General features: G+C 63.1%; 18 protein-coding genes. 13 read left to right on the forward strand and 5 right to left on the reverse strand.

Annotation, left to right across the window (positions count from 1 at the left end):
* The first annotated feature begins 362 nt into the window (after nt 1-362).
* Nucleotides 363-713 (forward strand): flagellar export protein FliJ, encoded by a 351-nt coding sequence (locus F3H95_RS06870; protein WP_143126742.1) that lies wholly within the window; start codon nt 363-365, stop codon nt 711-713.
* Nucleotides 714-848: 135 nt separating this feature from the next.
* On the opposite strand, the gene F3H95_RS06875 is transcribed toward F3H95_RS06870, so the two are convergent.
* The 3 genes from F3H95_RS06875 to F3H95_RS06885 form a co-directional block, all read right to left on the reverse strand.
* Nucleotides 849-1,130 carry a GNAT family N-acetyltransferase gene (locus F3H95_RS06875; protein WP_143126743.1) on the reverse strand — a complete coding sequence of 94 codons (282 nt, stop codon included), beginning with the start codon at nt 1,128-1,130 and terminating at the stop codon, nt 849-851.
* Nucleotides 1,131-1,421: 291 nt separating this feature from the next.
* Entirely contained in the window at nt 1,422-1,697 is a 276-nt protein-coding gene (locus F3H95_RS06880; RefSeq protein ID WP_006725852.1) for a DUF1153 domain-containing protein, read from the reverse strand.
* 240 nt (nt 1,698-1,937) lie between these two features.
* Complete coding sequence (locus tag F3H95_RS06885) at nt 1,938-2,969, reverse strand: DUF2793 domain-containing protein (RefSeq protein WP_149745365.1); 1,032 nt, start codon at nt 2,967-2,969, stop codon at nt 1,938-1,940.
* Between the two features lie 277 nt (nt 2,970-3,246).
* Here F3H95_RS06885 and F3H95_RS06890 point away from each other — a divergent pair, with 277 nt between their 5' ends.
* From F3H95_RS06890 to F3H95_RS06905, 4 genes are read left to right on the forward strand one after another with little or no spacing between them, the layout of a single operon-like run.
* Nucleotides 3,247-4,500 (forward strand): sarcosine oxidase subunit beta family protein, encoded by a 1,254-nt coding sequence (locus tag F3H95_RS06890; RefSeq protein WP_149745366.1) that lies wholly within the window; start codon nt 3,247-3,249, stop codon nt 4,498-4,500.
* Nucleotides 4,501-4,515: 15 nt separating this feature from the next.
* Nucleotides 4,516-4,803: a sarcosine oxidase subunit delta gene (locus F3H95_RS06895; RefSeq protein WP_149745367.1), complete on the forward strand. Its 288-nt coding sequence runs from the start codon at nt 4,516-4,518 to the stop codon at nt 4,801-4,803.
* Complete coding sequence (locus F3H95_RS06900) at nt 4,803-7,760, forward strand: sarcosine oxidase subunit alpha family protein (RefSeq protein WP_149745368.1); 2,958 nt, start codon at nt 4,803-4,805, stop codon at nt 7,758-7,760. The genes F3H95_RS06895 and F3H95_RS06900 overlap by 1 nt, the downstream gene beginning before the upstream one ends.
* A 13-nt stretch (nt 7,761-7,773) precedes the next feature.
* Complete coding sequence (locus F3H95_RS06905) at nt 7,774-8,325, forward strand: sarcosine oxidase subunit gamma family protein (protein WP_143126748.1); 552 nt, start codon at nt 7,774-7,776, stop codon at nt 8,323-8,325.
* Here the strand turns inward: F3H95_RS06905 and F3H95_RS06910 are convergent, their stop codons facing one another.
* Nucleotides 8,326-9,528, reverse strand: a complete 1,203-nt coding sequence (locus F3H95_RS06910; RefSeq protein ID WP_143126749.1) for a multidrug effflux MFS transporter — start codon at nt 9,526-9,528, stop codon at nt 8,326-8,328.
* Between the two features lie 124 nt (nt 9,529-9,652).
* On the opposite strand from F3H95_RS06910, the gene F3H95_RS06915 reads away from it, so the two are divergent.
* Nucleotides 9,653-10,294: a TetR/AcrR family transcriptional regulator gene (locus F3H95_RS06915; protein WP_188134310.1), complete on the forward strand. Its 642-nt coding sequence runs from the start codon at nt 9,653-9,655 to the stop codon at nt 10,292-10,294.
* A gap of 22 nt (nt 10,295-10,316) precedes the next feature.
* On the opposite strand, the gene greA is transcribed toward F3H95_RS06915, so the two are convergent.
* Nucleotides 10,317-10,799 (reverse strand): transcription elongation factor GreA, encoded by a 483-nt coding sequence (greA, locus tag F3H95_RS06920; RefSeq protein ID WP_143126751.1) that lies wholly within the window; start codon nt 10,797-10,799, stop codon nt 10,317-10,319.
* Nucleotides 10,800-11,013: 214 nt separating this feature from the next.
* Here greA and F3H95_RS06925 point away from each other — a divergent pair, with 214 nt between their 5' ends.
* The 7 genes from F3H95_RS06925 to F3H95_RS06955 all read left to right on the forward strand — a co-directional run bounded on the left by F3H95_RS06925 (nt 11,014) and on the right by F3H95_RS06955 (nt 19,194).
* Nucleotides 11,014-13,443, forward strand: a complete 2,430-nt coding sequence (locus F3H95_RS06925) for an FAD-dependent oxidoreductase (RefSeq protein WP_149745370.1) — start codon at nt 11,014-11,016, stop codon at nt 13,441-13,443.
* A gap of 222 nt (nt 13,444-13,665) precedes the next feature.
* Nucleotides 13,666-14,568, forward strand: a complete 903-nt coding sequence (locus F3H95_RS06930; protein WP_143126753.1) for a branched-chain amino acid ABC transporter permease LivH — start codon at nt 13,666-13,668, stop codon at nt 14,566-14,568.
* 4 nt (nt 14,569-14,572) lie between these two features.
* On the forward strand, nt 14,573-15,970 hold the full coding sequence (livM, locus tag F3H95_RS06935) for a high-affinity branched-chain amino acid ABC transporter permease LivM (protein ID WP_143126754.1): 1,398 nt from the start codon (nt 14,573-14,575) through the stop codon (nt 15,968-15,970).
* Nucleotides 15,970-16,839: an ABC transporter ATP-binding protein gene (locus F3H95_RS06940; protein WP_149745371.1), complete on the forward strand. Its 870-nt coding sequence runs from the start codon at nt 15,970-15,972 to the stop codon at nt 16,837-16,839. The genes livM and F3H95_RS06940 overlap by 1 nt, the downstream gene beginning before the upstream one ends.
* Nucleotides 16,839-17,585 carry an ABC transporter ATP-binding protein gene (locus tag F3H95_RS06945; protein ID WP_143126756.1) on the forward strand — a complete coding sequence of 249 codons (747 nt, stop codon included), beginning with the start codon at nt 16,839-16,841 and terminating at the stop codon, nt 17,583-17,585. The genes F3H95_RS06940 and F3H95_RS06945 overlap by 1 nt, the downstream gene beginning before the upstream one ends.
* A gap of 21 nt (nt 17,586-17,606) precedes the next feature.
* Nucleotides 17,607-17,960 (forward strand): DUF6867 family protein, encoded by a 354-nt coding sequence (locus F3H95_RS06950; RefSeq protein WP_149745372.1) that lies wholly within the window; start codon nt 17,607-17,609, stop codon nt 17,958-17,960.
* A 118-nt stretch (nt 17,961-18,078) separates the two neighbouring features.
* Complete coding sequence (locus F3H95_RS06955; protein ID WP_143126758.1) at nt 18,079-19,194, forward strand: branched-chain amino acid ABC transporter substrate-binding protein; 1,116 nt, start codon at nt 18,079-18,081, stop codon at nt 19,192-19,194.
* Nucleotides 19,195-19,269 lie beyond the last annotated feature (75 nt).

Genomic DNA, 19,269 nt, shown 5'->3' on the forward strand with positions numbered 1-19,269 from the left:
CTGACACCAATTGGTTAACAAACTCTGACTCCCTTTGGCAAGGCACAGGAATTCGTTAAACAAACTTGGTATTCGCCTGATTTCTCTTGTGAATCTGCCAGCGCCATACCTGAATCTTCTCGTGAGGAATTCCTCGTAAGTGATTCATACGACTCATCATTGTCGTCTGCCGAAATCGGCCATGGCATTTACGGACCCTTAAACGATCGTCCCTATCATTAACGATGCCCGTAAATGAAAGGTTACCGCGGACGGGGTTTTCATTAACGCCGCGGCAATTTTTCAGTCCGAAGTGTTGCAGCTCGGACTCAGGGGGAATTGGAAAAGGAGCCGGGGTCTCGCTATCCACGGGAGTATTGCGTATGAAGACGCGTGACAGCCTTGTGCGCCTGAAAGAATTTCAGGTGAATGAAAAGCGCCGCCAGTTGCAGCAGTTACAGCTGATGATGGCGGAATTCGAACGCATGGCGAAAGAGCTGGAACACCAGATTTCGCTGGAAGAGAAGAAATCGGGCATCACGGACCCGAATCACTTCGCCTATCCAACCTTCGCCAAGGCGGCGCGTCAGCGTGCCGATAACTTGCAGGTGTCGATTCGCGAATTGCGCGTGCAGCAGGAAAGCGCCGAACTGGCGCTGGAAGAGGCACAGGCGGAACTTGCCAAGGCAACTGCCCTGGAAGAACGCGACGGGCATCAGCGCGCCCGCGCCTGATGTCGTTATCGTGACGGGATTTGGAAGCGTGCACGCGAGGGGGCGTGCGCGCTTCTTGCCGTTTGCAACGCCTAGATGCATGCACCGGTCATGCGGCGAGCCATTCGGCAACCGAACGGATGCAGGCGAGGGGGCCTAGCTTTTCAGGATATCCTGCCAGTCCGGATGCCGTTCAAGCTGTGCCTTGAAGAAGGGGCAGAGCGGAATGATCTTCCATCCCCCGGCGCGGGCGGCCTCGACTGCATGCAGTGCAAGCGCCTGGCCGACGCCCTTGCCGCGCAAGGCATCCGGTACCAGCGTATGGTCGATGATGATGAGGCTCGGCGAGGTGCGCGAGAATGTCATCTCGGCGGTCGAGCCGTCGATGGTGGCGTGGTAGCGCCCGCCGGAGGCGTCGTTGTCTTCAATGATCTGCATCGCGATCTCCCTTTCGGTCTGCTGTCTGCCGACAGCTAGCGCACACGATCGGGAAAGGAAGGTCGCAATCTGTCGCGCGTCTTGCACGATCCGGCGGTTCTGCCCGGCGGTGGGCTTGCGTCTGGCTGGCGGTGGTCCTCGCTCAGCCTTGCCTGCCCGGTGGCGGCGGGGCGGCCATTGCCCCGTCAGTCTGCCTGCCGTCGATGCATTGAAAGGTGCGTGCGGCTCAACGACAACAAGCCCCTGGACCTTCGTCCGGGGGAGAGGCATGTTCCGCTCGCAAGCTGCCGTCTAGTGGCGATACTGCTGTATGCGCGTCGTTCTCAGGCCCGGAAGGCCATGGTCGTTGATCGACGACTGCCAGGACAGGAATTCTTCCACCGTCAGGGTATAGCGCTCGCAGGCTTCCTCGAGGCTCAACAGGCCACCGCGCACCGCTGCAACCACCTCTGCCTTGCGGCGGATCACCCAGCGGCGCGTATTGGCCGGCGGCAGATCCGCAATGGTCAGGGGGCTGCCATCGGGACCGATGACATATTTCACTCGTGGACGGATCATTTCGGTCATTGGACTCTCTACACTACACAAGACCACGGCAGCGACCGTACTCACGCAGATTTTAACATTTGGCTAAACGGGAACACGGTTTTGTCGGAAATCGCTGACGAAATGCATTTCACCTCACATTTTTCGAAGGAATCTGCCGCCCGTTTTGCCTTTCGTAAGATTAGAATGTTCTTTTCCAAGGTTTGAAGGCCGCCGGCCAAGAGAAAATGCGTTCTCCCGGCCGGTTCAGCAGGCATGTTGCTAGACGAGCATCAACCAGACTTCCGTCCGTCCCGGTCCCTCGTCGAGAACGGCGGTCCCGGCATGCGTCAGGCTGAGTGCATCCCCCTGGGTCAGGCTGGCCAGCGTCGTGCCGCTGGTGGTTGCCGGAGCCGCCGAGGGGATGGAGAGGCCAAGCAGCGTGCTGCTGCCATTGCGGCGCAGGGTGACCGTGTGACCGGAAGACGAGGCTGCCGATACGGTGAGGCCGAGTGCGTAGAGGCCGGTGGCCGGCACCACCAGCGTATTGCCGCCGCCGGCAAGGGCTGCCCCCAGTGTCACCCCGCCCTGTTCCAGCGCCAGCGTCGAAAATCCTGTGGAGGCGCCGCTCGCAGGGCTGGAAGTGCCGGCTGCGCGGTGGGCGCGCGCCATCGGCCGCGCCGGCAGCGTCACGCGTCCCTGCCCATCGATGCTGAGGCCGGTGCGCCAGGTGGCGCCATCGGCGCTGACCTTGACCGAAAACATGTCATTGCCGGCAAGCCCCATTTCGGCGCGGCCGGACCAGTTGCTCTGGAACAAGAGCGAGGCGGTGTCGCTGGCATTCGCCTTGTTGATCTTCAGCTGATGGCCCGCACCTGCGTGGTTCAGAAGGATGGCAGGAGAGGAGACTGCCAGCCGGTTGCTGCTGTCAGGTGTCGCGCCGATGCCGAGCCGGGCCGGTGTCAGCGTATCGGGCAGGCCGGGCTCCACCCAGCCGCTGCCGCCATAGGCCATGATTTTTCCCGTTGACCGGAACCAGGCGAGAAAGCCCGCGCGGGGGGCGAGAAAGCTCCAGCCGCCATCCTGCCAGATGGCGATCGTGCCGGCGCGGCCTGCCCAGGCGCCGGTGGCGCCGCTGGCCACCGCATAGCGGCTGGCCTCCGTCGGCGTTGCCGGCGGGCTTGCCGTTTCAGCTTCGATGGTCAGGTGGACAAGCTGGTCGAGGCGCAGCAGCGCCTCGTTGTGGGTCACGTGTTTCTGGGCCTGCGAAGGCAGGATGTAGGGCAGTGTCAGATTGGGCGTCGTATCAGCCATGGTTCATCTCCGCTTGCGTCTGCCCCCAAGTCTAGGCGCGCGCGGAGGGGGGCGGATGAAAACGACCCCAAGTAACTGAAATCGCGTGACTACTCTCTCAGATCATCCCCCTGTTGGCGGTGGTGTTTCGGCTGCGCCGGCCGCTGCGGCGTGGCCGCGAGGCCACGGCTGCCCTTTTCGTGGGCGTCGCCATGAAAAGAGACAGGAGGTGAGGCGGATGGGCCTTGTTCTTTGCAGTGCATGTGCGAAGGTGAGGCGAGTGTTCCAGGATATCCGCATGCGCTATTCCGCTTTCGAGATCGTCAAACAGGCTTTTTCCGGCAACCGGCACTGGAAGCCGGCCTGGCGGGAGCCGCAACCCAAGCCGCATTACGACGTGATCATCGTCGGGGGAGGCGGACACGGGCTATCCACCGCCTATTACCTGGCCAAGGAATTCGGCGTCACCAATGTCGCGGTGCTGGAAAAGGGCTATCTCGGCTCCGGCAATGTCGGGCGCAACACCACGATCATCCGCTCCAACTATCTCCTGGAAGGCAACGAGCCCTTCTATGAATTCTCTCTGAAGCTCTGGGAAGGGCTGGAGCAGGACTTCAATTACAATGCGATGGTCTCGCAGCGCGGCATCGTCAATCTCTTCCATTCCGACGGCCAGCGCGATCAGTATGCGCGGCGCGGCAATGCCATGAAGATGCACGGCGTCGATGCCGAACTGCTGGACCGGGAGGGCGTGCGCAAGATGATGCCCTACCTGAATTTCGACCATGCGCGCTTCCCGATCCTCGGCGGGCTCTACCAGAAGCGGGCCGGCACGGCACGCCACGATGCGGTGGCCTGGGGCTATGCGCGCGGCGCCGACAGCCGCGGCGTCGATCTGATCCAGCAGTGCGAGGTGACAGGTATTCGCCGCGACGAGACCGGCCGGGTGCTCGGCGTCGAGACCTCGAAGGGCTTCATCGGCTGCAACAAGCTGGCGCTCGCCACCGCTGGTCATACATCGGTCACGGGCAAGATGGCGGGACTCGATCTGCCGATCGAGACGCATGTGCTCCAGGCCTTCGTCTCCGAGGGGCTGAAGCCCGTGATCCACAATGTCATCACCTATGGCGCCGGCCATTTCTACATCTCGCAGTCCGACAAGGGCGGCTTGGTGTTTGGTGCCGATATCGACTACTATTCCTCCTATGCCCAGCGCGGCAATCTGGCGACCGTGGAGCATACGATCGAGGAGGGTGTGTCGCTGATCCCCGGCCTGTCGCGCGCCCGCGTGCTGCGTGCCTGGGGCGGGGTGATGGACATGTCGATGGACGGCTCGCCGATCATCGACAGGACACCGATCGACAATCTCTATCTCAACTGCGGCTGGTGCTATGGCGGCTTCAAGGCGACGCCTGCCTCCGGCTTCTGCTTCGCCCATCTGATCGCGAAGGACGAGCCGCATTACACCGCCCGCCTGCTGCGCCTCGACCGCTTCCAGCGCGGCTTCCTGGTGGACGAGGGCGGCAAGGGCCCGCAGCCGAACCTGCACTGACGAGACGAAGAACCCATGGCAAGCCTGATCACCTGTCCCCATTGCGGGGTGCGCCCCAAGGAAGAGTTTTCGATCCGCGGCGATGCGGTGCCTGTCCGCCCCGCGCCGAATGCCGGTGCCGAGGCGTGGTATGCCTATGTCTATGTGCGCGATAACCCGAAGGGCCGCATAGAGGAGCACTGGCACCATGCCGCCGGCTGCCGCCGCTGGCTGGTGGTGGAGCGCGACAACGTCACCCATACGGTGTTCTCCGTTCGCGATGCCGCCGATGTTGCGAAGGCCCGCAGCGGGGAGGTTGCCTGATGGTGTCCTATCGTCTCGCGGCCGGCGGCCTCGTCAACCGCGGCAATGCGCTCTCCTTCACCTTCGACGGCAAGATCTATCGCGGCCTGCAGGGCGATACGCTGGCCTCGGCGTTGCTGGCGAACGGCGAATTGCTGGTCGGTCGCAGCTTCAAGTATCACCGCCCGCGCGGCATCGTGACGGCGGGATCCGCCGAGCCGAATGCGCTGGTCACCATCGGCGCCGGCGCGCGCTCCGAACCCAATACGCGGGCAACCGTGGCCGAGCTGTATGACGGCCTTGCTGCGGCCAGCCAGAACCGCTGGCCGTCGCTGGCCTTCGATATCGGCGCCGTCAACAGCCTGTTGTCGCCCTTCCTGTCGGCGGGCTTCTACTACAAGACCTTCATGTGGCCGGCCGCCTTCTGGGAGAAGGTGTATGAGCCGCTGATCCGCCGGGCGGCCGGTCTTGGTCGCCTCGTCACCGAGGCAGATCCAGACCGCTACGAGAAGGCCTGGGCGCATTGCGACCTCCTGGTGATCGGCTCCGGCCCCGCCGGGCTGATGGCGGCCCTTGCCGCCGGTCGCGCCGGTGCGCGCGTCATCCTTGTCGACGAAGGTTTTCGCCTCGGCGGTTCGCTGCTGTCGGACAGCGCCGTGGTTGGCGGTCTGCCGGCTGCGGATTTCGCCGGGCAAGTTCTGGCGGAACTCGCGACGCTTTCGAACGTCACGCTGATGGCGCGCACCACGGTGTTCGGCTGGTATGACGACATGGTGTTTGGCGCGGTGGAGAAGGTGCAGAAGCACGTGGCGCACCCGACGCCGGATCTTCCTGTCGAACGGCTGTGGCGCATCGTGGCGAAGCGCGCGATCCTCGCCGCCGGTGCCGAGGAACGGCCGCTGGTGTTCGGCGGAAATGACCGCCCGGGTGTCATGACGGCGGGTGCGGCGCGCACCTATCTCAACCGCTACGGCGTGGCCGTCGGCCAGCGCGTGGCGATCTTCACCAATGGTGGCTCCGGCTACGGCCTGGCGCGCGACCTCACCGACAGCGGCGTCGAGGTGACTGCGCTGATCGACGCCCGCAGGGAGAGCGCCGACATCGCGCCGGAGAGCGTGCGGCTGATCCGCGGCGGAGCCGTGACCTCGACCCGCGGAACGCGGGCGCTGAAAAGCATCATCGCCGACCGCTCCGGTTTCGAGGAGGAGATTGCCTGCGATGCGCTCGCCATGTCCGGCGGCTGGTCGCCGGTCGTGCATCTGATGTGCCAGCGCGGCGCCAGGCCCGTCTGGTCGGAGGAGCGGCAGGCCTTTCTCGCGCCGGAAGTCGGCGCGGCCTTCGTGGCGGCCGGCAGTGCGGCAGGGCTCGATCGTCTCTCCGCCTGTCTGCGCGACGGCGCCGACAAGGCGACGGTGCTTGCCCGCGATCTCGGCTTTGCCGCCTACGAGACCGAAATTCCCGATGTCGCCGGAGATTACGATCCGGCCTTTGCGCCGCTCTGGTATGTGCCGGGGTCGAAGGGCAAGGCCTTCGTCGATTTCCAGAACGACGTGACGGTGGCCGATCTCGGGCTTTCGCAGCGCGAGGCCTATTCGCATGTGGAAATGACCAAGCGCTACACCACCGGCGGAATGGCGACCGACCAGGGCAAGCTCGGCAATGTCAACACCATCGGCATCGTGGCCGGCATGCGCGGCGTTTCCCCGGCCGAGATCGGCACCACCACCTTCCGTCCGTTCTACACGCCGGTTTCCTTCGGCGCGATGGCGGGGACGGCGCGCGGCGAGCATTCACGGCCGGTGCACCGCTCGCCGCTGCATGGCTGGGCGGCCCGCAACGGTGCCGTCTTCGTCGAGGCGGGGCTGTGGTATCGCTCCTCCTGGTTCCCGCGCGAGGGCGAGAAGACCTGGCGCGAGGCGGTGGATCGCGAGGTGCGGACCGTGCGTGCCAGCGCCGGCCTCTGCGATGTCTCGACGCTCGGCAAGATCGAGATTTTTGGGCTTGGCGCTGCGGAATTCCTCAACCGTGTCTACAGCAATGCCTTCCTGAAACTTCCCGTCGGCAAGGCCCGCTATGGCCTGATGCTGCGCGAGGACGGCATCGTTTATGACGACGGCACCACCAGCCGCCTTTCGGAAAACCATTACGTGCTGACCACCACCACGGCCTATGCGACGGACGTGATGGCGCATCTGGAATTTGCCGCGCAGGCGCTCTGGCCGCATCTCGACGTGCGCTTCGCCTCCTCCTCCGACCAGTGGGCGCAGATGTCGATTGCCGGCCCGAAGGCTCGCATCATCCTGCAGCGGGTGGTGGAGGACGATCTCTCCGATGCGGCTTTCCCCTTCCTGTCGGCGCGCGAGGTGATGCTGAAGGGCGGGCTTGCCGCGCGCCTGTTCCGCATCTCGTTTTCCGGGGAACTGGCCTATGAACTGGCCGTGCCCGCCGGCTATGGCGAGGCAGTTGCGGATGCGATCATGGAGGCGGGCTATGAGGAGGGCATCTGCGCCTATGGCGTGGAGGCGCTCAACGTGCTGCGCATCGAGAAGGGGCATGTCACTCATAACGAACTCGACGGCCGCACCACCGCCGACGATGTGGGCCTTGGCCGCATGATGGCGATGCAGAAGCCGGATTTCATCGGCAAGCATCTGTCGACCCGCTTTGGCCTGACGGCCGCCGACCGGCTGCAGATGGTGGGCCTGAAGCCGGTGGAGGCGGATGCCGAGATCAAGGCCGGCGCGCATCTGCTCAAGGAGAACGCCAAGCCCTCGATGGTGAACGACCAGGGTTTCGTGTCCTCTGCCTGCTATTCGCCGACGCTGAACGCCTTCATCGCGCTTGCCATGCTGAAATCCGGCCGCGAACGCTATGGCGAGAAGATCGTCGTCTGGGATGCGCTGCGCGGCAGCGAGGTGCTGGCGGAGGTCTGCCCGCCGGTCTTCGTCGATCCCGACAACAAGAACCTGCATGTGTGAGGTGACGCTGCCCATGACCCTTTCCTTCGCGCACCGTCACGTTCTGGAAGATCATATCGTCGGGTTTGAGACGAAGCCCAACCCGCACCATCTGGCGGTCGCGCGCCGCCCGACGATCCTGTCCGTGCTGTCCCATGCCGGCTTCGAGGCCGGTGTGAAGGCCGCGCTTCAGGCGCTGGAGGGCGTCTCCGTTCGCATCTGCGGTCCGGCCGAATGGCTGGCGGTGTCCCATTCGGTGGGGCCGGAGGCGCTTCTGCGGCTGGTTCGTGCCATCGAGGGCGTCTCCGCTTTCGATCACAGCGATGGCCGGGTGCTGATGCAGATCACCGGGCCGAATGTCCGCAAGATCCTGTCCAAGTGCCTTGCCGTGGACATTGACCGTGACCGTTTCCCGATCGGCGCGTCCGCCAGCATGCAGATCGCCCATGTCGCCGGCAATCTCGCCCGCACGGGCGAGGATGCCTTCGAGATCATCGTGCCGCGCTCCTATGCCGGCACGCTGTTTGAGGAGGTGAAGGAGATGGGCCGCGAATTTGCGCTGACGGCGGCGTTTTCTCCGGAATAATCAGGCCGCGGCCCTCTGCAGGTGACCGGCCCTGCCAAAGGTCAGGACCGCGACAAGTGCCGTGGCCACCGCGCAAACCGTCATGACCATGATCAGCGGCAGCGCCGTGCCATCATCGAGAATGCCGATGGCAAAGCTGCCGAGCGCTCCGGCGCCAAATCCGAGCGCTCCCATCAGGGCGGCGGCCGTGCCGGCAATCGCCCCATGCGCCTCCATGGCGAGAACATTGCAGCTCGGCATGATGCCGCCGACCGCCATCACCATCACGAACACCAGCACGCAGGTTGAGACCAGACCGGACAGGCCGGCAAGCTGCAGCATCAGCAGAAGAAGGCCCGCAGCGGCAGAGACCGAGGCGCTGACCTTCACCATGGCGCGGATGCCGATCTGCGTTGCCAGTTTCGCCGAGACCTGGGTGCCGATGCCGATGCCGACCGCGTTCAGGCTGAAGATCACCGCATAGGCCAGCGGCGAGAGGCCATAGACATTGATCAGCACGAAGGAGGAGCCGGCGATATAGGCAAAGAAGCCGCCCTGGGCGAGCGCGAGGGCCCCGGCATAGGGAATGAAGCTGCGCGTCACCAGCAGGCGGGCATACCAGTGCAGCGCCGCGCTTGGCCGGCTGGCAGCGCGCAGTTCCGCCATGCGGGTTTCCGGCAGCATGGCGGCCGTGATGACGGCCACCAGCAGGCCGAGCCCCGCAAGGGCCGCGAAAATGATGCGCCAACTGCTCCCTTGCAGGATGAGGCCCCCAGCGAGCGGCGCGAGCACCGGCGCGATGCTCAGCACCAGCACGACGGCCGACATCAGCTTTGCTGCCGCCTGTCCCGTATGCACGTCGCGGATGGAGGCGGTGGCTATCACCATGCCGATCGAGCCGCCGATCCCCTGCAGGAAGCGGAAGCCGAGCAACTGGCCGGAAGTTGCGCTGAGCAGGCAGCCAATCGAGGCCATGACGAAGATCGTCAGCGCCAGGTAGATCATCGGCTTGCGCCCGGTGCGGTCGGACACGGGCCCGTAGAACAGCTGGCCGATGGTGAACCCGATGAAGTAGGTCATCATGCTCAGCTGGATATGGGACGGAGTGGAGGCCAGATCCTCCGCCATGCGCGGCATGGCGGCCACATACATGTCTGTGGCGAAGGGGCCAAGCGCGCAGATGGCGCCCAGGGCGATGGCGAGTGCACGGTTATGGGTTTGCATTGGCGAGGTTTCCGGACAGAAGACGGATTGCAAGAATGATCTGGAAACGATAGCGTTTCCTTGCAGAATAAGGGAAACGCAATCGTTTCCTGTTGTCAACCGCCGTTTCTCGGGAAGGAGTGCCATGGCATCGGTGCAAGCAGCCGCCAAACGTCCGCCAAGCCTATCGGACGACGAGCGTAAAACATTGATTTTGAAGGCAGCGGAGTCTGTGTTCGAGCAATTCGGCTATGGCGATGCAACCATGGAAGAGGTGGCCCGCGTCTGTGGCATGGCTAAGAAGACGGTTTACAAGTTCTATCCGGACAAGGCCTCGCTGTTTGGTGCGCTGGTCGAAAGCCATGATGACATAGCGTTGAGCGAGGTTCGCTCGGTCTCTCCGCTTGGCGATCCGCGCGGCCGGCTGGTCCGCATGCTGGAGGAACTGGCAGCCCTCGTCCTGTCGCCGCGACAGATCACGCTGACGCGCCTGGTCATTGCCGAATCGATCAAATATCCGGAATTGGCGCGGCGGTTTCACCGCGACTGCGTGGAAAAGACACTCGGGCATGTGACGCAGGCGCTGGCTCAGGATTCCGCGCTTCGGCTGCCCGAAGGGGTCGATCCACGCATCGTCGCGGACATGTTCGTGTCCACCGTGCTGGGCACCGTCCATCTGCGCGCCCTGATGCTGAACATGCGCAAGGCGGAGCTTGAGACCGAACTGGCCGCGCGCATCGCCTTTGCCACGGACATGATCGCCCGGATCTTCGTGCGGACCGGTTGACGGGGGCAGAAGGCCGGGCCGCTCAGGAAATGGCCAGCACTTCCAGTTCCTGCCCGCCAAGCTTCACCACATCGCCCACCGCCTTGCCGACCAGAGCACGCGCGACCGGCGAGACATGCGAGACGGTGCCGGCCTTGGGGTCGGCCTCGTCCTCCCCGACGATGCGATAGGTCTGCACGCGCCCGTCGTCGCGCGCGAAGCGCACCGTGCTGCCGAAGGCAATGGTAGCCGTCGAAACGGGGTCTGGCCTCACATCGGCGGTGCGCAGGCGCTCCGCGAAATACCGGATATCACGTGCCGGGCCGGCCGTCTGGCGGCGGCGTTCGTTCACATCCTCGATGGCATTTGCCGCCTCATAGGCGTCTCGCGCCGCGGCCAGTTCCCGCTCCAGCGCAGCAAGCCCACTCTGCGTCACCAGATTGGGATGCGGCGAAATCACCCGGTCCGGCAGGATGGTTTCCGCCGCGGTTTCCGCACTTTCTTCCTTGGTGAAGGCAACGCTCAAGGCTTTCGCTCCGCTGGTTGGTGAAGGGCGGTGTGATACACCCCTGTGATGGGAGGGGGAAGGGCGGAGCAAGTTATGGGGGCAGTTCGCCGGCCTTGTGCCCGGTCCCACCATGCCGCAAACGGCACAATTTGTTTCGCGAAAACGACTATTGCCGCTCGCGGCCTGTCTCTAGGCTCCCTCGAAACCGTCTTGGCCAAGGGGAGCGTCCGCAATGAAGAATCATGCCAGGGTTGTCGTCATCGGCGGTGGGGTCGTCGGCTGTTCGGTGCTCTATCACCTCACCAAGTTCGGCTGGACGGATGTGGTGCTGGTCGAGCGCTCCGAACTCACCTCCGGCTCCACCTGGCATGCGGCGGGCGGCATGCACACGATCAACGGCGATCCGAACGTTGCCAAGCTGCAGAAATACACGGTCGAACTCTACAAGGAGATCGAGGAATATTCCGGGCAGGACATCGGCCTGCACATGACCTCCGGCCTGATGCTGGCGGCAACGCCGGAGCGCTTCGACTGGATGAAGTCGCTGCTCGCCAAGGGCAAATATGCCGGCGGCGAGGCGCGGCTGATTTCCGCCGAGGAAGCCTATGAGATGATGCCGCTGCTCGATCCCAAGCAGTTCGTCGGCGCCGTCTTCGATCCGCATGAGGGCCATCTTGATCCTTACGGCACCACCCATGCCTATGCCAAATCCGCGAAGAAGAACGGTGCGGAGATCTATCTGCACACCAAAGTGGAAGAACTGCTGCAGACGCCGGACGGCACCTGGCGGGTAGTTACCGACAAGGGCGAGATCCGCGCCGAGCATGTGGTGAACGCCGCCGGGCTCTGGGCGCGCGAGGTGGGCCGCATGGTGGGACTGGAGCTGCCGGTGCTGGCCATGGAGCACATGTACCTGATCACCGAGGATATGCCTGAGGTCATCGATTTCAACCGTACGACCGGCAAGGAACTGATGCACTGCGTGGATTTCGACGGCGAGATCTATATCCGCCAGGAGCGCAACGGCATGCTGATGGGCACCTACGAGAAGGATTGCCGTCCCTGGTCGCCGATCGAGACGCCGTGGAGCTTCGGCCATGAACTTCTGGCGGAGGATCTGGAGCGCATCACCAATGAGCTGGAAGTCGGTTTCCGCCACTTCCCGGCCTTCAACAATGCCGGTATCAAGAAGATCATCAACGGGCCCTTCACCTTCTCGCCGGATGGCAATCCGCTGGTCGGGCCGGTGCGCGGCATGACGAATTTCTGGTCCGCCTGCGCGGTGATGGCCGGCTTCAGCCAGGGCGGCGGCGTGGGTCTTGCGCTCGCCAACTGGATCATCGAGGGCGATCCGGGTTTTGACGTGTTTGCCATGGATGTCTGCCGCTACGGCGATTATGCGACGCTTGCCTATACCAATGCGAAGGTGCGCGAAAATTATTCGCGCCGCTTCTCGATCCGTTATCCCAACGAGGAACTGCCGGCCGCGCGCCCGCTGCTGACGACGCCGGTCTATGACCGGCTGAAGGCGGAGGGCGCGGTATTCGGCGCGTCCTACGGGCTGGAAACGCCGCTGTGGTTCGCGCCTGAGGGTGTGGAGGATCGCTTCTCCTGGCGCCGTTCCACAGATTTCGACCATGTCGGCGCCGAGGCGCGGGCGGTGCGCGAGAGCGTCGGCCTGATGGAAACCTCGGGCTTTGCCAAGTATTCCGTCAGCGGGGAGGGGGCGGCCGTGTGGCTCGATCACATGCTGGCCGGCAAGGTGCCGCCGGTCGGCAGGATGGCGCTTTGCCCGATGCTGAACGAGGCCGGCAAGCTGATCGGCGATTTCACGCTCGCCAATCTCGATGACGAGGATTTCCTGCTGATCGGCTCCGGCATCGCCGAGGATTACCACATGCGCTGGTTCGAAAGCCACCTGCCGGAGGACGGCTCGGTGGAGATCGACGCGCTGGGCCTCAGCCTTGTCGGGCTGGCGGTCGCGGGACCGAAGGCGCGCGCGGTGCTGCAGAGCCTGACGCATCTCGACCTCTCGTCCGAAGCCTTCCCGTTCATGGCGATCCGCGAACTGGAGCTTGGCATGGCACCCGTGCTGATCGGCCGCGTCAGCTATACCGGCGATCTCGGCTATGAGATCTGGATGCGGCCGGAATACCAGCGCTATGTGTTCGAGACGCTGATGGAGGCGGGAAAGCCCTTTGGTATCCGCCTGTTCGGCCTGCGTGCCCTGAACGCGCTGCGGCTTGAAAAATCCTATGGCAGCTGGTCGCGGGAATATCGCCCGCTCTACGGGCCGCTGGAGGCAGGCCTCGGCCGCTTCGTGGCGCTCAAGAAGGAGGCGAATTTCATCGGCAAGACCGCGGCCATCGAGGAAAAGCTGTCGGGTGGTTCGCTCAGGCTCGTCACCCTCGTGGTAAAGGCCCGCGATGCGGATGTGCTGGGCGACGAGCCGATCTCGCTGAACGGGGAGGTTGTCGGCTGGGCCACCTCCGGCGGTTATGCCCATGCGGCGGGTTGCTCGGTGGCCATGGGCTATGTGCCCAAGGCACACGCGCAGGTGCGCGACGGCTGGCAGATCGAGGTACTCGGCGAAATGCTCGAGGCGACTCTGCAGCCGGCGCCGCTCTTCGACCCTGACGGCCTGCATATGCGGCAGGGGTGACCGGCCGGTTTTTTGGTCATTTCCTGCTTATTTTCTAGGTCGTTTGGCCTGTTTGACGCCAGATAACGGGCCGGTTGGGGGTAATTGGCGTTGCTCCATCATTTTGACTTCCCTTTTCGAGGGAAAGCAGTATGAAATTTTAAAAAGCGAAGAACCCGTAAGGGCCACACATACAAGAGACGCGGCCGTCTGTTTTCATGGATCGCGTCCGGGGGAAAATTGATGGAGTATTTCATCCAGCAGCTCCTGAACGGGCTGACTCTTGGATCTATCTATGGCTTGGTCGCGATCGGCTATACGATGGTCTATGGCATCATCGGCATGATCAACTTTGCCCATGGTGACATCTTCATGCTTGGCGGTTTCGCCGCCCTGATCGTCTTCCTGATCCTGACATCCTTCATTGCCGGCATTCCGGTGGCGCTCGCGCTGCTCATCATGATGGTCGTCGCCATGCTGGTGACCAGCCTGTGGAACTGGACGATCGAACGGGTCGCCTACCGGCCGTTGCGCGGTTCGTTCCGGCTGGCGCCGCTGATCACGGCGATCGGAATGTCGATCGTGCTGTCCAACTTCATCCAGGTGACGCAGGGTCCGCGCAACAAGCCGATCCCGCCGCTGGTCAACGATGTCTTCCACTTCGGTGACGTCACGGTGTCGCTGAAGCAGATGGTCATCGTGGTCGTCACGGCCGTGCTGCTCACCATCTTCTGGTATATCGTGAACAAGACGCCGCTAGGGCGTGCGCAGCGTGCGACCGAGCAGGACCGCAAGATGGCGGCGCTGCTGGGCGTCGATGTCGACCGCACCATCTCGATCACCTTCATCATGGGTGCATCGCTCGCGGCCGTCGCCGGCACCATGTACCTGATGTATTACGGGGTCGCCTCGTTCGCCGATGGCTTCATTCCGGGCGTCAAGGCCTTCACAGCGGCTGTTCTCGGCGGCATCGGGTCGCTTCCCGGCGCCGTTCTCGGCGGCCTCCTGATCGGCCTCATCGAATCCCTGTGGTCCGCTTATTTCTCCATCGCCTACAAGGATGTGGCAACCTTTGCCATTCTCGCCTTCGTCTTGATCTTCAAGCCGACGGGCATCCTCGGGCGTCCCGAAGTGGAGAAGGTGTAACTCCATGACCAATGCACAGTCTCCTGCCAAGGAAGCGGCGCCGGGCGTGATGGCCCAGGCCGTTAAGGAAGGCCTCTTTGCCGGCATTCTGGCCTTCGGCATGTTCCTTCTCTATGTCGGCATCGAAACCTACCAGAACATCGACAACGCGCTGGTCTGGCGCACCCGCTGGGGGCTTCTCGCCATCTTCGTGGCGGTTTCCGCCATCGGCCGCTTTCTCGTCGTCGGTTTCTTCAAGCCGCGGATTGACCGGCGCAAGCTCGCCAAGGCCAAAGCCGGCATTCCCGAAGTGTCCGACGACAAGGGGTTCTTTCACAGGAACTTCCTGAAGATCGCTATGCTGGCGCTGGTTCTCTATCCGCCGGTGGTCGTCAGCCTTTACGGTGTGCAGGGTTCGCTGAAATTCGTCGACAATTTCGGCATCCAGATCCTGATCTACGTGATGCTCGCCTGGGGCCTCAACGTCGTCGTCGGGCTCGCCGGCCTGCTCGACCTCGGCTACGTCGCCTTCTATGCGGTGGGTGCCTATTCCTACGCCCTTCTGTCGCAGACCTTCGGCCTGTCCTTCTGGGTGCTTCTGCCCATGGCTGGCATCCTGGCCGCGTTCTGGGGCATCATTCTCGGTTTCCCGGTCCTGCGTCTGCGCGGCGATTATCTGGCCATCGTGACGCTCGCCTTTGGTGAAATCATCCGCCTCGTGCTGATGAACTGGACCGAGGTGACCGGCGGCACGGCAGGCATTTCCGGCATCGCCAAGGCATCGATCTTCGGCATCTGGTCCTTCGATGTCGGCGCGTCGAACAATTTTGCAAGATCCTTCGGCCTGCCGATGTCCTCGGCTTACTACAAGATCTTCCTGTTCTACGTCATTCTGGCGCTCTGCCTGATTACCGCCTACGTGACGATCAAGCTGCGCAGCATGCCGATCGGCCGTGCCTGGGAAGCGCTGCGCGAGGACGAGATCGCCTGCCGTTCGCTCGGCATCGACACCGTCAAGACCAAGCTGACGGCCTTTGCCATCGGCGCCATGTTCGGCGGTTTCGCAGGCTCCTTCTTCGCGGCGCGTCAGGGCTTTGTCTCGCCGGAAAGCTTCGTCTTCCTGGAATCGGCCGTCATCCTGGCGATCGTCGTCCTCGGCGGCATGGGCTCGCTGACGGGCATCGCGGTCGCCGCGATCGTGATGGTCGGCGGCACCGAACTTTTGCGCGAGATGGAATTCCTGAAGCATGTGTTCGGTGAGGATTTCACGCCGGAACTTTACCGCATGCTGCTCTTCGGCCTGGCCATGGTCGCCGTCATGCTGTTCAAGCCGCGCGGCTTCGTTGGCTCGCGCCAGCCGACGGCCTTCCTCAAGGAGCGCAAGTCCGTCTCGGGTAGCTTCACCAAGGAGGGTCACGGCTGATGACCTCCGGAAACACGACCATGACACGCGATACCATTCTCAAGGTCGAGCATCTGTCGATGCGCTTCGGTGGCCTGATGGCCATCAACGACCTGTCGCTCGAAGCCAAGCGTGGCGAGATCACGGCGCTGATCGGCCCGAACGGCGCCGGCAAGACCACGGTCTTCAACTGCATCACCGGGTTCTACAAGCCGACCATGGGCATGATCACCATGAACCGGCGCAACGGCGAGCAGCACCTTCTCGAACGCCTCTCGGATTTCGAGATCACCAAGAAGGCCAAGGTTGCCCGCACCTTCCAGAACATCCGCCTGTTTTCGGGCCTGACGGTGCTGGAAAACCTTTTGGTGGCGCAGCACAACAAGCTGATGAAGGCGTCCGGCTATACCGTGATGGGCCTGCTCGGCATCGGCTCCTACAAGCGCGAGGCGGAAGGTTCGATCGAGCTTGCCCGCCAGTGGCTGGAAAAGGCCGATCTCATCGATCGCGCCGACGATCCGGCCGGCGATCTGCCCTATGGCGCGCAGCGTCGTCTGGAGATCGCGCGCGCCATGTGCACGGGGCCGGAGCTTTTGTGCCTCGACGAGCCGGCCGCCGGCCTCAATCCGAAGGAATCGCTGGCGCTCAACACGCTGCTCAACAGCATCCGCGACGAAACGGGCACCTCCATCCTGCTGATCGAGCACGACATGTCTGTCGTCATGGAGATTTCCGACCACGTGGTGGTGCTGGAATACGGCCAGAAGATCTCCGACGGTACGCCGGACCATGTGAAGAACGACCCGAAGGTCATTGCCGCCTATCTCGGCGTGGATGATGACGAGCTGGAAGAGGTCATGCATGAAGAACTCGACGGGGGCTCGCTCTGATGTCGGTCAACGTTAATCCCGCAGCCGAACCGCTTCTGAAGGTCAGCGGCGTCGAGACCTATTATGGCAGCATCCGCGCGCTCTCGGGCGTCGACGTGCATGTGAATCAGGGCGAGATCGTCAGCCTGATCGGCGCCAACGGCGCCGGCAAGTCGACGCTGATGATGACGATCTGTGGCAGCCCGCAGGCCCGCAATGGCTCCGTCGTGTTCGATGGCACCGACATCACCAAGATGCCAACGCATCTGATCGCGCGCCGCCGCATTGCCCAGTCGCCGGAAGGCCGTCGCATTTTTCCGCGCATGACGGTCTATGAAAACCTGCAGATGGGGGCTGGCCTCGACAACCTGAAATATTTCGATGAGGACGTGGAGAAGATCTTTGCGCTCTTCCCGCGCCTGAAAGAGCGTCAGAGCCAGCGCGGCGGGACGCTCTCGGGCGGGGAGCAGCAGATGCTCTCCATCGGCCGCGCGCTGATGGCGCGTCCCAAGCTTCTGCTGCTGGACGAGCCCTCTCTCGGTCTCGCCCCGCTGATCGTCAAGCAGATCTTCGAGGCGATCCGGATGCTGAACGAGAAGGAAGGCCTGACGGTGTTCCTCGTCGAGCAGAATGCGTTTGCGGCACTCAAGCTGTCGCACCGCGCCTATGTGATGGTGAACGGCAAGGTGACCATGAGCGGGACCGGCAGGGAACTGCTGGCCAATCCGGAAGTGCGCGCCGCCTATCTGGAAGGCGGGCGCCACTGAGGCGCATGGGGGAGACTGGATATGCAAGGGCTTTTCTTTGAAAGCGATACCGGCGCCCGCTACGTGCTGCGCTTCATCGTGCTGCTGATCGGCCTGTGGACGGCCTGGCGCACGGGGCGTGCCGTGGCCGAAGGCTGGAAGGAGCTTCCGCTCGTCTTCGTCTACGTGCTGCTGCTTGGGGTGATGATGCGCTTCCTGCACTTCGCGCTGTTCCAGGGACCGTTCCTGGCGGCCGGCTATTACGTGCTGGATGTGGTGCTGCTGCTGATCTTTGCGATTGCCGGTTTCCGGCAGCGCCGCACGAGCCAGATGGTGGAAAACTACTACTGGCTCTACGAGCGCGCAGGCACCTTTTCCTGGAAGAAGAAGAATTGACAGGCTGAGGCTTTCGGCTTCAGATTGTTGTGAAAAGGGAACCAGTTACCGGCGCAGGGGTGGTGGGTCTTGCGCACGGTTCTTACACCGACCCGCTCAAAAAACTGGGAGTAACATTATGAAGAAGTCTCTTCTCTCGGCAGTGGCGCTGACGGCCGTCATGGCTTTCGGCGGTTCTGCCTGGGCTGATGTCCTCGTCGGCGTTGCCGGCCCGCTGACAGGCCCGAACGCAGCCTTCGGCGCTCAGCTCCAGAAGGGTGCGGAGCAGGCGGCAGCGGACATCAACGCAGCTGGTGGCATCAACGGCGAAAAGATCAAGATCGTGCTCGGCGACGACGTGTCTGACCCGAAGCAGGGCGTTTCCGTTGCCAACAAGTTCGTCGCGGATGGCGTGAAATTCGTTGTCGGTCACTTCAACTCGTCGGTTTCGATCCCGGCTTCTGAAGTTTACGCCGAAAACGGCATCGTGCAGATCACGCCGGCCTCCACCAACCCGAAGTTCACCGATCGCGGCCTGTGGAACACCTTCCGCACCTGCGGCCGTGACGACCAGCAGGGTGCCGTTGCCGGCCAGTATATTGCTGAAAAGTTCAAGGGCGTTCCGGTCGCCGTCGTGCATGACAAGACCACCTATGGTCAGGGTCTTGCTGATGAAACCAAGAAGGCCATGAACAAGCTTGGCATCAAGGAAGTCATCTACGAAGGCATCACCGTCGGCGACAAGGACTTCTCGGCGCTGATCTCCAAGATGAAGAATGCCGGCGTCGGCATCGTCTATTTCGGCGGCCTGCACACCGAGGCCGGCCTGCTGATGCGCCAGATGGCCGACCAGGGCGTCAAGGCGCCGCTGATGTCGGGTGATGGCATCACCTCCAACGAACTGGCGTCGATCGCCGGCGACGCTGTCAATGGCACGCTGATGACCTTCCCGCCGGATCCGCGCCAGAACCCGAACGCCAAGGACCTCGTCGAGAAGTTCCGCAAGGCTGGTTTCGAGCCGGAAGCCTACACGCTCTACTCCTATGCCGCGATGCAGATCTTCGCTGACGCCGCCAAGGCCGCGAAGTCGAACGACCCGCAGAAGGTGGCCGAAGCGATGAAGGCCAAGGGTCCGTTCAAGACCGCCATCGGCGACATCGGCTTCGATGCCAAGGGCGACATCACCCGTCCGGACTATGTCATGTACGAGTGGAAGAAGGGCCCGGACGGCAAGTACAGCTACTTCCAGATGTAAGATCCGGCAGAAGATCCCTGATCTTCGCCTCTCTTCGGAAAGCCCGGCCTCGCGCCGGGCTTTTTGCATGGGAGA

Origin of the sequence: Rhizobium sp. RU35A, assembly GCF_900156005.1 — a bacterium.
GTDB classification, from domain to species: domain Bacteria; phylum Pseudomonadota; class Alphaproteobacteria; order Rhizobiales; family Rhizobiaceae; genus Neorhizobium; species Neorhizobium straminoryzae.